The organism is Demequina aurantiaca, from assembly GCF_050598105.1.
GTDB classification, from domain to species: Bacteria; Actinomycetota; Actinomycetes; order Actinomycetales; family Demequinaceae; genus Demequina; species Demequina aurantiaca_A.
Genome location: NZ_CP192436.1, coordinates 1,751,481 through 1,763,919 on the forward strand (window position 1 = coordinate 1,751,481; position 12,439 = coordinate 1,763,919).

Consider the following 12,439-nt stretch of genomic DNA (forward strand, 5'->3'; position numbering starts at 1 on the left):
GCCCGCGACTTGCGACAATGGCAGGCATGTCCCCCGAATCCGATGCCGCGAATACCCCCGCATCCTCGGACGGCACGGACCGTACGAGCGACACGGACCGCACGAGCGGGACGGACAATACGAGCGGGCCGAGCGGCAAGGCGCGAGCGCCCCGCCAGCACACGGGCTCCCAACCGGGACGGCGCAAGCAGAAGGCGCCCGGGGACGGCCAGCAGCAGCAACGTCAGCAGCGGCCCCGCCAGCAGCAACGTCAGCGCCCCTCGCGGGTGAGCCGCAAGGAACTCGACGCCGCGGCGGCCAAGCGCGAGGCCGTCGTCCTCGCGGACATTGTCTTCCCCGCCGAGCTGCCCGTCTCCGCCCGCCGCGAGGACATTGCGACGGCGATTCGCGACAACCAGGTGGTGATCGTCGCGGGCGAGACCGGCTCGGGAAAGACCACTCAGATCCCCAAGATCGTGCTCGACATGGGCCGCGGGCGCGCCGGGCAGGTCGGCCACACCCAGCCCCGTCGCATCGCCGCCAGATCCGTCGCGGAGCGGATCGCTGAGGAACTCGGCACGACGCTGGGTGACGTGGTCGGCTATCAGGTGCGATTCACGGATCAGTCCTCCGAACAGACCCTGGTCAAGGTGATGACGGACGGGATCCTGCTCGCGCAGATCCAGCGCGACCCGGAGTTGCTGGCGTACGACACCCTCATCATCGACGAGGCCCACGAGCGCAGCCTCAACATCGACTTCCTGCTGGGCTACCTGACCAACCTGCTCCCCCGTCGCCCCGACCTGAAGATCATCATCACCTCGGCCACCATCGACTCGGACCGCTTCGCACGGCACTTCGCCCGCGGCGGCCCGTTACCCGCGATCGACCCGGACGACGCCGCCGCCGTCGACGCCCCCGCGGACGAGCGCGCCGCCCCTGTCATCCAGGTGACGGGACGCACGTACCCGGTGGACATCCTCTACCGCCCCCTCGAGGGCGAGACCAAGGCCGACGAGAAGGACCTGATCACCGGCATCGTCGACGCGTGCGAGGAACTCATGACGTACGGCTCCGGGGACATCCTGGTGTTCCTGTCCGGCGAGCGCGAGATCCGCGACGCGTCCGAGGCGCTCGAGGGGCACTTCGGTGCTCGCTCCCGCGACTCCCGCCACCCGCAACACGTGGAGATCCTGCCGCTGTTTTCGCGCCTGTCCGCCGCGGATCAGCACAAGGTGTTCTCGCGCCACGCGGGCAGGCGCATCGTGCTGGCCACCAACGTCGCCGAGACCTCGCTCACCGTCCCCGGCATCCATTACGTGGTCGACCCCGGCACGGCGCGCATCTCCCGCTACTCCAAGGCGACCAAGGTCCAGCGGCTGCCCATCGAGCCCATCTCGCAGGCCAGCGCCAACCAGCGCTCCGGGCGCGCGGGCAGGCTCGCGGACGGCATCGCGATCAGGCTCTATGCGCGCGAGGACTTCGAGACCCGTCCCCCGTTCACCGAGCCCGAGATTCTGCGCACGTCGCTCGCGTCGGTGCTGCTGCACATGATCAGCGTGGGAGTGGTGTCCTCGCCCGCGGACGTCGCCGAGTTCCCTTTCGTGGAGTCCCCGGAGACCAGCGCGATCCGCGACGGCGTCCAGCTGCTCGAGGAGCTCGGCGCGGTCACCACCGGCAAGGGCGTCCACGCCCAAACCGTGCTGACCGACGTTGGCCGCAAGCTCGCGCGCCTGCCCATCGACCCGCGCCACGCCCGAATGATTGTCGAGGGAGCGCGCCGCGACGTGACGCGCGACGTCACCGTCATCGCGGCCGCGCTGTCCATCCAGGATCCCCGCGAGCGACCCACCGAGCACCGCGAGAAGGCGGACCGCCAGCACGCGCGCTTCGCCGACCCCGCCTCCGACCTCCTCTCCTACCTGAACCTGTGGGAGTACGCCCGCGAGCGCCAACGCGAGCTGTCCAGCAGCGCGTTCAGGCGCATGTGCAAGGCCGAGTATCTGAACTTCCTGCGCATCCGCGAGTGGCAGGACCTCGTGGAGCAGATCCGCCAGCAGGCACGTCCGCTAGGCATCGAGATCAGGCACCGCGCCCCCACCCCCGTCGCGCCCGACGACGCCCAGCCGGCCGATGCATCGGCCGGCAGTGCGGCCGGCGGCAGCAGTGCCACGAACGCCCCGGCGAAGGCCAAGAAGAACACGCCGGACGATGCCGCGCCCGGGTCCGTGCGCCACGTGTGGAACGACGAGGCCATCCACCGCTCGGTGCTGGCCGGGCTGCTGTCCCACATCGGGATGCAGGAGACCGCGGCGCCCAAGTCGTCGAGCTTCGCCCACCTCAAGGGCAGTGCCCGCGAGGCGGCCGTGCGGCGCGCCAAGAAGCAGGGCCGCAACGACTACATCGGCGCACGTGGCGCGCGCTTCGCTATCTTCCCGGGGTCAGGGCTCGCCAAGAAGCCGCCGGCATTCGTGATGGCGGCGGAACTGGTCGAGACCTCGCGCCTGTGGGCCCGCGACGTGGCCCGTGTGCAGCCGGAGTGGGCGGAGGAACTCGCCGGGCCGCTGGCCAAGCGCACCCACTCCGAGCCGCACTGGTCGACCAAGCGCGGCGCCGCGCTGGCCCGCGAGAAGGTGCTGCTCTACGGAGTGCCCATCGTCACCGACCGCACCGTGCTGTGGGCGCAAGTCGACCCGGAGGCCGCGCGGGACATGTTCATCACCCACGCCCTGGTGCAGGGCGAGTGGACCACTCATCACAGTTTCTGGAACGACAACCAGCGCGCGCTCGCCGAGGCGGCCGACCTCGAGGCGCGCTCGCGCACCCGCGGGCTGGTCATTGACGACGAGGCGCTATTCGCCTTCTACGACGAGCGCCTGCCGCAGGACGTCGTGTCCGCCGCCCACTTCGACAAGTGGTGGAAGGACGCCCGCCGCGAGACCCCGGACCTGCTCACGTTCACCCTCGCGCACCTGGTGCCCGACAACGAAACCGTGGACGCCAGCGGGTTCCCCGAGGTCTGGCCGCAGGGCGAACTCACGCTGCCGCTGACGTATCAGTTCGAGCCGGGCACCGATGCCGACGGCGTCACGGTCCATATCCCCATCGAGGTGCTCGCGCAGGTGTCCGCCGACGGGTTCGACTGGATGGTCCCCGGCCTGATGGACGAGCTCGCGACGGCGACCATTCGCGCGCTGCCCAAGCCCGTCCGCCGACTACTGGTCCCCGCCCCTGACACCGCGCGCGAGGTGCTCGCGTGGCTGGACTCGCACACCCCCGCGTGGGAGGACATCGCCCGCGCCGGGGACATGGCCGAGCCCTTCCAGGCGGAGTTCTCGCGCGCCGTGCGCGACATTCGCGGCGTGGATATCCCGGACGATGCGTGGGACGAGGCGACCGGAAGGCTGCCCGCTCACCTGCGCATCACCTTCCGCGTCGAGGAGCTCGTCACCGAGCCGGGACGAGGCGGCCGCGCCCGCGAGCGCGTCGAGGTGCTGGGCGAATCCAGCGACCTGATCGGCCTGCAGCGTCTCCTGGCCGACCGCTCCAGGGCCGCGGTGCAGAGCGCCATGCAGAGCGCGGCGCAGCCACGGGGCTCCGGCCACGCTAAGGCGAAGCCCGGCGGCCCGGCTTCCGTCGCCCACGCGGCCGAGTCCGCGCGCGCCGGTGCCGACGCCGCGGGCGCTGCGGGTGCCGATACGGGCGCCGCACCATCGTCTACGCCGTCCGAATCCTCCTCAGCCGCGCGCGAGCGGCAGGGCGCCCTCACGGACAGCGCCGCCGCCGCCCTGCCCCGCAGCATCGACGAGCAGCCCGCGCTGCAGACCTGGCCCCAGGGCCTTCCCTCCGGCGCGCTGCCCAAGGAGGTCGCCACCCAGGTGGGGGCGCTCACGGTGCGGGGTTACCCGGGCATCGTCCAGGAGGGCAGCGCCGCCAAACCCACCGCCGCGCTGCGGGTGCTCGCAGACCGCTCGGCGCGCGACCTGGCCCACGCAAGCGGGGTACGCACACTCCTGGCTCGCGAGGCCTCGATCGGGACCAAGCGCATCACCTCCCGGTGGACCGGCACGCAGGCGTTGACCCTGGCGGCGTCCCCGTACCAGTCGACGGACGCGCTGGTCGCGGACCTGCAGTTCGCCTCGGTGTGGGCCCTGACGACGCCCGATGCGACGGGTCCCGCCCAGCGGCCCCACGTCGACGCCGCGGCCGTGTTCGACGCCGCCGAGTACGCGAAGGCGCTCGAGCTGGTCCGCACGCACCTCGAGGACGAGGTCTACGCGCTGGTGGGACGCATCGTCCCCGCGCTGTCCGCTGGCCGCGACATCGACGTGGCGGTCGCCAACTCGTCGAGCCTGTCGATGCTGACGATCATGGCCGACGTTCGCGATCACAAGGCCGAGCTGCTCTCCGACGGCTTCCTGACTCGCATCGCCCCGGCGCGCGTCAGCCACCTCGCGAGGTACCTCAAGGCGGACCTGCACCGGCTGGACAAGGCACCATCGGACCCCAACCGGGACACCGAACGAATGTGGCAGCTGCAGACCATCACCGAGGAGGTCGCGGCGGCCAGGTCCGCGTACCTGGCTGGCCGCGCCGACCCCGAGCGTGCGCTCCAGCTCGAGCAGGCGCGCTGGATGCTCGAGGAGCTACGGGTATCGCTGTTCGCCCAGCAGCTCGGCACCGACGGTCCCGTCAGCGACAAGCGCATCCGCAAGCTACTCGGCAACTAGCGCCGCATCGGCCAACACGCACCCCCTAGAACTCTGAGAGACCGGCACCAGGAGACGACCATGGAAACGAACACCTCGACCCCGGCCCGCCCATGGCTGCTCTGGCTGGGGCGCACCCTCGCGGTCCTGGGGATCGCGGTCGCCGTCTGGGCGTGCGCGACCGAGTGGGGCGCGGTGGTCCACGGCAATCCCGCATACGCGATCCTGTTGGCGGTCACCGTGATCGTCGCGGTTCTCTCCCTCTGGCGGTCGCGGCGGCCCCGCGTCCGCCGGTCCGGCTGGTCGCTGGCGCTGCGCCTGGTGCTGCTGGTGCTGGCGTTGGTCTGGGTGGCGGCGATGTGGTGGCTGCGCCCGTTCACCGCCCAGGAGCCCGCGCTGGCCGCGATGAACTCCGATGCCGCGGTCACCGTGAGCGAGTCGGCCACGCAGATCGTCATGACGCCGACTGGCGAGGTGAGCGAGCTCGGCGTGTTCTTCCAGCCCGGCGCGAAGGTCGACGCCCGCGCGTACACGGCCGTGCTGAGGCCCCTCGCCGAGTCCGGCCACACCGTGGTGATCCCCAAGCAGCCGCTGGGCATCGCGTTCCTGTCGCTGGGGGCCTTCGACAACGCCCGGCCCGCGTACCCCGACATCACTGAGTGGGTCGTGGGTGGGCACTCGCTCGGCGGGACCGTGGCGGCCATGGAGGCGGACGACGGCGACTCGGGCGCCACGGACGCCCAGGCCTCCCCCGCGGTGGGGCTGATGTTCTTCGCGTCGTACCCCGCGGGCGACATCAGCGGGTCGCTGACGGCGTCCGTCGAGTCGATCTCCGGCTCACAGGACGGGCTGTCGACGCCCGCGAAGATCGACGCCTCGCGTGCCAACCTGCCAGCGGACGCCACCTTCACCCAGATCGAGGGCGCAAACCACGCTCAGTTCGGGGCCTACGGGCCTCAGCCCGGAGACGGCGTCGCGACGATCTCGAACGATGATGCCCGTCAGCAGATCTCGGCTGCCGCACTGGCGTTCGTCGATTCCCTCGCGGCGGGCTGACGCGCGCCGCGCCAGGCGTCAGTCCTGGCGGCGAATGACCTTGAAAGAGTCGTGGTGCATGATGCCCTCGTCCAGGTAGCCGTCGCCGTAGGCGGTGTACCCCAGGCGCTCGTAGAACGGCATCGCCTGGTCCTGCGCGCTCAACTCCACGCGGACCGAGCCGCTGGCCCCGTGGCGTTCCAGCGCGGCGTCCTCAAGGAACTCCATGACGGCGCGCCCGGCCCCAGTGCCGCGCGCCTGCGTGGTGGCGGCCACCCGGCCGATGTGCGGCGCGGCGGGGTCCATGTGTCCGTGCTGGGTAGTGGCCCCGTGAAAGGTGTCTGTGTGGGGCGCGAGCAGGCGCCCGACCGCCAGCGGCGTGCCATCCTCGCCATACGCCACGCAGTGCAGGGTTCGCGGGTCGTCGTCGAGTAGGTCGCGCTCGGACTCGGGGTCCACGGCCTGCTCGTCCACGAACACGGCGAACCGGATAGCGAGGGCGTCCGCAAACTCGGCCTCGTTAGTGACTGCCTGAACGCGCATCGGCGACTGTCCTTCCCGGCGCAACGCGCCCGGCCAAAAGGGGGCTAGGAGGCCCGGAGCCTGTCCAACGCCAGAGCGAGGTCGTCCGGGTACTCGCTCGTCACGCGCAGCTCGCCGCCGCGCGTGGGGTGCTCGAACGCGAGCTCCTTGGCGTGCAGCCACTGACGACTCAGGCCGAGTCGCTTGGCCTGCGTCGGGTCGGCGCCGTACTGCAGGTCGCCCACCAGCGTGTGGCGCATCGCGGTCATGTGCACGCGGATCTGATGCGTGCGGCCGGTCTCGAGGTGAACCTCGATCAGCGAGGCCGCCGGGAACATCTCCAGCACCTCGTAGTGCGTCACGGACGGCCGACCGCCCTCGATGACAGCAAACTTGAAGTCCGAGGACGGGTGACGGCCGATAGGTGCGTCGATGGTGCCCTCGGTGGGATCCATGTGGCCCTGCGCGATGGCGTGGTAGATCTTCTCTACCGTGCGCTCCTTGAAGGCTCGCTTGAGCGCGCTGTAGGCCGCGTCAGATTTGGCCACGACCATGAGCCCGGAGGTGCCGACGTCGAGGCGGTGCACGATCCCCTGACGCTCGGCGGGACCCGCAGCGGCCAGCGTGTGACCGCTCGCGGCGAGGGCGCCCACCACCGTGGGACCCTCCCAGCCCGGCGACGGGTGTGCCGCGACGCCCACAGGCTTATTCACGACCAGCAGATCGTCGTCCTCGTAAACGACCTCGAGTCCGCCTGGCACTGCGGGCTCGGGGCCGCGCTCGCGCTCGTCGGGGATCGTCACTTCGAGGATCCCCTCGCCGATGCGGGATGACTTGCCGAGTTCGACGCCATTCTGCGAGGCAGCGCCTGCGGCGAGCAGCTCCGCACACTTGGTGCGGCTCAGGCCGAGCATGCGCGACAGCGCCGCGTCAGCACGGTCGCCGATCAGCGAGTCGGGGACGGGAAGGTAACGAGTTTCACTCACTTGGATGCGCCTTTGGGCTGGAATCGTCGCCAGCGCCGGGCGCGTCGGAAACCTGAGAATTGACGGAGTCGGCGGAGTCGCCGTCCGCGTTGGAAAGTAGCTGCCTACCGGTCAGCCCCATCAGCACCACCACGATGGCGGCCGCCACGATCGCGATATCCGCGACGTTGCCGACGAACCAATTGTTGTAGTTGATGAAGTCGACGACGTGCCCCTGGCCAAAGCTGGGTGCCCTAAACAGGCGGTCGATGAGGTTGCCGATGGCGCCACCGAGGCCGATGCCGAACACCCACACGGCGGCGGGCGTCTGAGCTCGGCGCGCGTAGTAGACGATCGCGACGGTCACCGCGATGGCGACGATGGTGAGTAGCCAGGTGGTGGAGTTGCCGAAGGAGAACGCCGCTCCAGAGTTAAACACCAACTCGATACCCAGCCACTTCCCCAGGACGGGGTGCAGGACGTAGGGCTCGAGATTGTTAAGTACCCACTGCTTGGAGACCTGGTCGACGATGACCACTCCAGCCGCGACCAGCCAAAGAGCTGGTCGCCAGGTCAACGCCGCTCCTCGCGCTGCTTGCAGGTCACGCAGTGAGACGCTCGGGGGAATGCCTGAAGGCGGGCCTTGCCCACTCCTTCGCCGCACACGCTGCATGCGCCGTACTTGTGCGCCTGCACTCGACGCAGCGCATCGACGCTCTGTTCGAGCATGTCGCGCGTGTTGTTCACGATGCTCATCTCCTGCTCGCGCTCGAGCGCGGTCGACCCGGCGTCTGCCTGATCGTCGCCTGCACCCTCGGAGGTGTGGAGCAAATCGTCGAGTTCGGTCTCGGTCGCGTGGAACTCGGCTACCAGTCGCTCGACATCGGAATTGAGCGTCTTGACGATCTCGCGGAGCTCGGAGACCTTCCACTGCTCATCGCCTTCGCGGACGGGAATTTCCTTCGCATCGGCCGCTTTAATCTCTGCGGGATCGACAACGATGATGTTTACGTCAGTGCTCGTCATTTTACATCCTCAATTGGCGCTAGTGGAGTGAGACTAGTCCCGTTTGTCCTAGGACGCAACGCGCCGCACCGCTAAAGAGCGGTGCGGCGCGTTGCGTGACTGGATCTAGAAGGCGTTCGGGTACCGAGGCGGCTCGTTGCCATCGCCGCCCGCGACGTCTCCCGGCCTCACGATGGGCTGCTGCTGGGTGACGGGCGCGAACGGGTTACCCGCGTTCTGCTCGCCACCGTGGAAGCCGCTCGCCGGCGCCTGCGTGGGCGGCTGGTAGCCGAAGCTCTGGCGAACCGGAGGGGTGTCGTCTGACTGATCCGCGGCGTCTTCCGTGGTGGAAGGCGCCTGCTCCTCGTGCTCATCTGAGGACTCGACGTGGTCCGACGAATCCTTCTGCTCGTGGTCGGAGGACTCGTCAGATGAAGACTCGTCGTGGTCAGAGGACTCGACGTTGTCGGAGGACTCGTCCGCTGGGGACTCTTCCTCCGTCGCCGTGTGATCGGGCCATTCGACCGCGGCGGCGGTGGTAAAGCCGTCCGCCGGCGCCTCGTCTGCCGCAGGAGTCATCGGCACCTCGCGTGAGGTTCCGTGATCCAGGTCGCCCAGGAGGTTCTCGAGGAACGACTTGATGCGGGCACGGTAGTCGCGCTCGAAACGGCGCAGGTCGTCGATCTTGCTCTCGAGCTCGCTGCGCTCCGAAGCGAGGTCGTCCATGCGACCCTTCGCGTCTTCCTGCGCCTGCTCCACGATTGCCTCGGCCTTGGTCTTGGCCTCGTCGACGATGCGCTCCTTCTCCTCCTCGCCAGCGTTCACGTACTCGTCGTGAAGCTTCTGAGCCATGGCGAGCATGCCCGCGGGGCTGGGGGGGTTGGGGTCCGTGGCCGCGCCGAGCAGTCCGGACGTCCCGGGTACGCCGCCCGCTTCGGTAAGCGGAGCCGCCTCGCCCGAATACTGGGCGCCAGAGCCGCCCGCCTGCGCCTGCTGGAGGCGCGCGGCGAGGTCGTCGCGTTCGGCGATCAGGGAGGTAACGGTGTGCGCTACCTCGTCGAGGAAGTCGTCAACCTCATCCTGGTCGAAACCTTCACGGTACTTAGTCTTAGAGAACGCCTTGTTGAGCACGTCTTCAGCGGTGAGCAATGCCATCTCGTCTACCACCTCAAGCAGTCGGCTGGCCCGCAGCGGGCCAGTGGGGGGATCAAACTAGGTCAGAAAAACAGGCCAGTCACAAATCACTCTACTCACTTACGTATCGGCACGCACTTGAGTAACGAGAGGGCCTACGTGGGAATTGTTGCCAACCCTGCGCGTAGCAGGAAGATTCCAAAGAACAGAATGAGCATCGCCATGTCGAGGCGCACCTGTCCGAGCGTCAGCGGCGGGACAAAGCGACGGATCGCCTTCAGCGGCGGGTCCGTGACGGTATAGACCGCCTCGGTCACCACCAGCATCGCCCCCTGGGGGCGCCACTCGCGGGCGTAGGCCATCACCAGCCCCAGGACGATGCGCCCAAAGAGGAACAAGGTGAAGAGGAAAATGATGAAATCGGCAGCACTAACTAGAACTTTCACGCAGTGAGCCTAACCGAGGCTAGGCCTGATTGAAGAATGCCTGGTCCTCTTGGTGAGGATCCGAGTCCATGCCAATCTCAACGTGTGCCGGGGACAGCAGGAAGACGGACGTCGTGACGCGCTCGATCGAACCGTGCAATCCGAACGAGAGTCCCGCGGAGAAGTCGACAAGACGCTTGGCGTCGGCATCGGACATCTCGGTGAGGTTCATGATCACGGGGACGCCCATGCGGAACGCTTCGCCGATGAGGCGAGCGTCGTTGTAGGAGCGCGGCTTGATGGTCTGAATGCGACGCAGCTCTGAGGACGACATGGGGGCGGGCGTGGCTTCGCGGTGTCGGTCGGAGCGCGACGAACGCTGCTTCACTTCTGACACGTCGTGGAGGTTCGTCACGGGTGCGAGCTCCTCTTCTGCGTAGTCGTATTCCTCGCGCTCGCTTACGTCGAACCCGAGGTACTGAATTGCCTTTCGCATTGCGCTCATGGCATTCCCCTTAATCACATCAGTTGCACGAAAAAATCTGTGCTCTCACGGTACGGCGCGGGGTGGCATTCACCGTCGCGACACGCCGCGCCACTCACGCGATGTGACCAACCGTGCGCGGTCCAGCGCACACGATGACGCCCGCGTGTCTTCCGGTCAAACCGTCGCGACGATGCGAGAAATAGCGCTCGTCCTCCATCGTGCAGATATCCGAGCGCACCACCTCGCCGAAGCCCAATTCCGCTAGCCGGGACTCGATCGCGCGCGGGAGGTCAAGCGCCGGTGCGCCTCGCCTCGTGGTGGAACGCGCGGCCCGGTGTCGTCCCGCGACGCGCTCGCGCATCTCGGCCGGGACCTGGTAACAGCGACCGCAGATGGTCGGGCCTATGCTCGCCGTCAGCAGGCCCGAGTCCGCGTTGCGACCGCGCAGATCGATGATGGCGGCGACGGCGGCGTCGATAACGCCCAAGTACAGCCCCTCCCGCCCGCAGTGAACGGCCGCTACCGCGCCGGATGCGGCGTCGTGAATCAGCACCGGCGCGCAGTCGGCGCCAATAGCGCCGAGCGCGACTCCCGACTCGGAGGCCACCAGCACGTCGGCCAGCGGCAGCGGGAGCCTGGCGTTCGCTCGCACGTGAGCGACCGCGATGCCATGGTCCGCTCTTAGGAAGGCGACCGTGGCTCCCGCCCGCTCTGACACGATTTTGCGGTTGCGTAGGACTGCCTGCGGGTCGTCTCCCACATGGTCCGCGAGGTTGAGCGAGTCAAAGGGAGGCAGGCTGACGCCGCCGGAGCAGTCCGTGAAGAACGCCCGCACTGGCAGGCCAGCGTCGCCGACCGTCACGCCGCGGTCCCCGCCATCATCGTGCGCTGCACGCCACCGGCGCACCGGCTACCGCGACTCAGCGTAGGAACTCCGGCACGTCGAGCGCGTCGTCTTCTTCCTTGGTCGCGGAGATGTCGATCGCGTCGGTCTCGGGAGCCGCCTCGGAAGCCGACGGGTTGAACGAAACCGGGATCGCGTCGGCCTCGATGGGTGCGTCGACGGGCTCGAGCACCGCGGCGGTGACCGCTGCGCCCTGACCGTCAACCGTGCCCAGCGCACCGTCGTGCGCTCGGTAGGGAGGCGAGCCGCCGTCGAATCCGGCGGCGATGACCGTGATGCGGAGCTCGTCGCCCAGCGAGTCGTCGATGACCGTTCCAAAGATGATGTTCGCCTCAGGGTGGGCGGCCTCGCGCACCAAGCGCGCGGCCGTCTCCACCTCGCGGATTCCCAGGTTCGAGCCACCAGCTACCGAGAGCAGCACTCCGTGCGCGCCCTCGATGGACGCCTCGAGAAGCGGGGACGCGATGGCGCCCTCGGCCGCCGCGAGCGCGCGGCCCTCTCCCCTGGCGGAGCTCACGCCCATGAGTGCCGTGCCGGCGCCCTTCATGACCGACTTGACGTCGTTGAAGTCGACGTTGATCAGGCCGGGGGTGGTGATGAGGTCGGTGATGCCCTGGACGCCACCCTGGAGCACCTGGTCGGCCGCTGCGAACGCGCCAAGCACGCTGAGTTCGGCGTCCGCGATGTCCAACAGGCGGTCGTTGGGGATGACGATCAGCGTGTCGACTTCGTTGCGCAGCAGGCTGATGCCGGTCTCCGCCTGATCCGCGCGCCGGGCGCCTTCGAATCCGAACGGTCGCGTGACCACGCCCACGGTGAGCGCGCCGAGTCCGCGTGCGATGCGGGCCACGACGGGCGCACCGCCGGTGCCGGTACCGCCGCCCTCGCCCGCGGTGACGAACACCATGTCGGAGCCGCGCAGCGCCTCGGCGATCTCCTCTTCGTGGTCCTCGGCCGCGGCCTTTCCGACCTCGGGGTCGGCGCCGGCGCCGAGCCCACGCGTGAGCTCGCGGCCGATGTCGAGCTTGACGTCCGCATCGGACATGAGCAGCGCCTGGGCGTCGGTATTAATCGCGATGAACTCGGCGCCCTTGAGGCCAACGTCGATCATGCGATTGACGGCGTTGACGCCGCCTCCACCCACGCCGACGACCTTGATAGCGGTGATGTAATTCTGCGGTGCGGCCATGGTGTTCTCCCCTAAACATTAACCCTCTACATGAGGGTTATAGTTATGTCAACTAGATCCACCATGAAGGTACGTCCACGGCGCG

At 68.6% G+C, this 12,439-nt stretch carries 11 protein-coding genes; 2 read left to right on the forward strand and 9 right to left on the reverse strand.

The window, feature by feature from the left end; genetic code table 11:
* The first annotated feature begins 26 nt into the window (after positions 1 to 26).
* Positions 27 to 4,709, forward strand: a complete 4,683-nt coding sequence (gene hrpA, locus ACQU6B_RS07915; RefSeq protein WP_430867005.1) for an ATP-dependent RNA helicase HrpA — start codon at positions 27 to 29, stop codon at positions 4,707 to 4,709.
* Between the two features lie 60 nt (positions 4,710 to 4,769).
* On the forward strand, positions 4,770 to 5,744 hold the full coding sequence (locus ACQU6B_RS07920; RefSeq protein WP_430867006.1) for an alpha/beta hydrolase: 975 nt from the start codon (positions 4,770 to 4,772) through the stop codon (positions 5,742 to 5,744).
* Between the two features lie 18 nt (positions 5,745 to 5,762).
* Here the strand turns inward: ACQU6B_RS07920 and ACQU6B_RS07925 are convergent, their stop codons facing one another.
* From ACQU6B_RS07925 to ftsZ, 9 genes are all read right to left on the reverse strand, one after another.
* Positions 5,763 to 6,266 carry a GNAT family N-acetyltransferase gene (locus ACQU6B_RS07925; protein ID WP_430867007.1) on the reverse strand — a complete coding sequence of 168 codons (504 nt, stop codon included), beginning with the start codon at positions 6,264 to 6,266 and terminating at the stop codon, positions 5,763 to 5,765.
* A 44-nt stretch (positions 6,267 to 6,310) separates the two neighbouring features.
* Positions 6,311 to 7,231, reverse strand: coding sequence for an RluA family pseudouridine synthase (locus ACQU6B_RS07930; RefSeq protein WP_430867008.1), 921 nt, complete (start codon positions 7,229 to 7,231; stop codon positions 6,311 to 6,313).
* Positions 7,224 to 7,787: a signal peptidase II gene (gene lspA, locus ACQU6B_RS07935; protein WP_430867009.1), complete on the reverse strand. Its 564-nt coding sequence runs from the start codon at positions 7,785 to 7,787 to the stop codon at positions 7,224 to 7,226. The genes ACQU6B_RS07930 and lspA overlap by 8 nt, the downstream gene beginning before the upstream one ends.
* A complete protein-coding gene (locus ACQU6B_RS07940; protein WP_430867010.1) occupies positions 7,784 to 8,236 on the reverse strand; it encodes a TraR/DksA family transcriptional regulator in 453 nt (150 codons plus the stop codon). The genes lspA and ACQU6B_RS07940 overlap by 4 nt, the downstream gene beginning before the upstream one ends.
* A gap of 105 nt (positions 8,237 to 8,341) precedes the next feature.
* Positions 8,342 to 9,370 carry a DivIVA domain-containing protein gene (locus ACQU6B_RS07945; RefSeq protein ID WP_430867011.1) on the reverse strand — a complete coding sequence of 343 codons (1,029 nt, stop codon included), beginning with the start codon at positions 9,368 to 9,370 and terminating at the stop codon, positions 8,342 to 8,344.
* Between the two features lie 134 nt (positions 9,371 to 9,504).
* Complete coding sequence (locus tag ACQU6B_RS07950) at positions 9,505 to 9,795, reverse strand: YggT family protein (RefSeq protein WP_430867012.1); 291 nt, start codon at positions 9,793 to 9,795, stop codon at positions 9,505 to 9,507.
* A gap of 19 nt (positions 9,796 to 9,814) precedes the next feature.
* Complete coding sequence (locus ACQU6B_RS07955; protein ID WP_430867013.1) at positions 9,815 to 10,279, reverse strand: cell division protein SepF; 465 nt, start codon at positions 10,277 to 10,279, stop codon at positions 9,815 to 9,817.
* Positions 10,280 to 10,373: 94 nt separating this feature from the next.
* Positions 10,374 to 11,123 carry a polyphenol oxidase family protein gene (locus ACQU6B_RS07960; RefSeq protein WP_430867014.1) on the reverse strand — a complete coding sequence of 250 codons (750 nt, stop codon included), beginning with the start codon at positions 11,121 to 11,123 and terminating at the stop codon, positions 10,374 to 10,376.
* Positions 11,124 to 11,181: 58 nt separating this feature from the next.
* Entirely contained in the window at positions 11,182 to 12,354 is a 1,173-nt protein-coding gene (gene ftsZ, locus ACQU6B_RS07965; protein ID WP_430867015.1) for a cell division protein FtsZ, read from the reverse strand.
* Positions 12,355 to 12,439 lie beyond the last annotated feature (85 nt).

Excerpts from the sequence above, each read along its gene's own strand:
- hrpA (WP_430867005.1), top strand. The coding sequence starts at position 27 with ATGTCCCCCGAATCCGATGCCGCGAATACCCCCGCATCCTCGGACGGC.
- ACQU6B_RS07920 (WP_430867006.1), top strand. The coding sequence starts at position 4,770 with ATGGAAACGAACACCTCGACCCCGGCCCGCCCATGGCTGCTCTGGCTG.
- ACQU6B_RS07925 (WP_430867007.1), bottom strand. The coding sequence starts at position 6,266 with ATGCGCGTTCAGGCAGTCACTAACGAGGCCGAGTTTGCGGACGCCCTC.
- ACQU6B_RS07940 (WP_430867010.1), bottom strand. The coding sequence starts at position 8,236 with ATGACGAGCACTGACGTAAACATCATCGTTGTCGATCCCGCAGAGATT.
- ACQU6B_RS07945 (WP_430867011.1), bottom strand. The coding sequence starts at position 9,370 with ATGGCATTGCTCACCGCTGAAGACGTGCTCAACAAGGCGTTCTCTAAG.
- ACQU6B_RS07955 (WP_430867013.1), bottom strand. The coding sequence starts at position 10,279 with ATGAGCGCAATGCGAAAGGCAATTCAGTACCTCGGGTTCGACGTAAGC.
- ftsZ (WP_430867015.1), bottom strand. The coding sequence starts at position 12,354 with ATGGCCGCACCGCAGAATTACATCACCGCTATCAAGGTCGTCGGCGTG.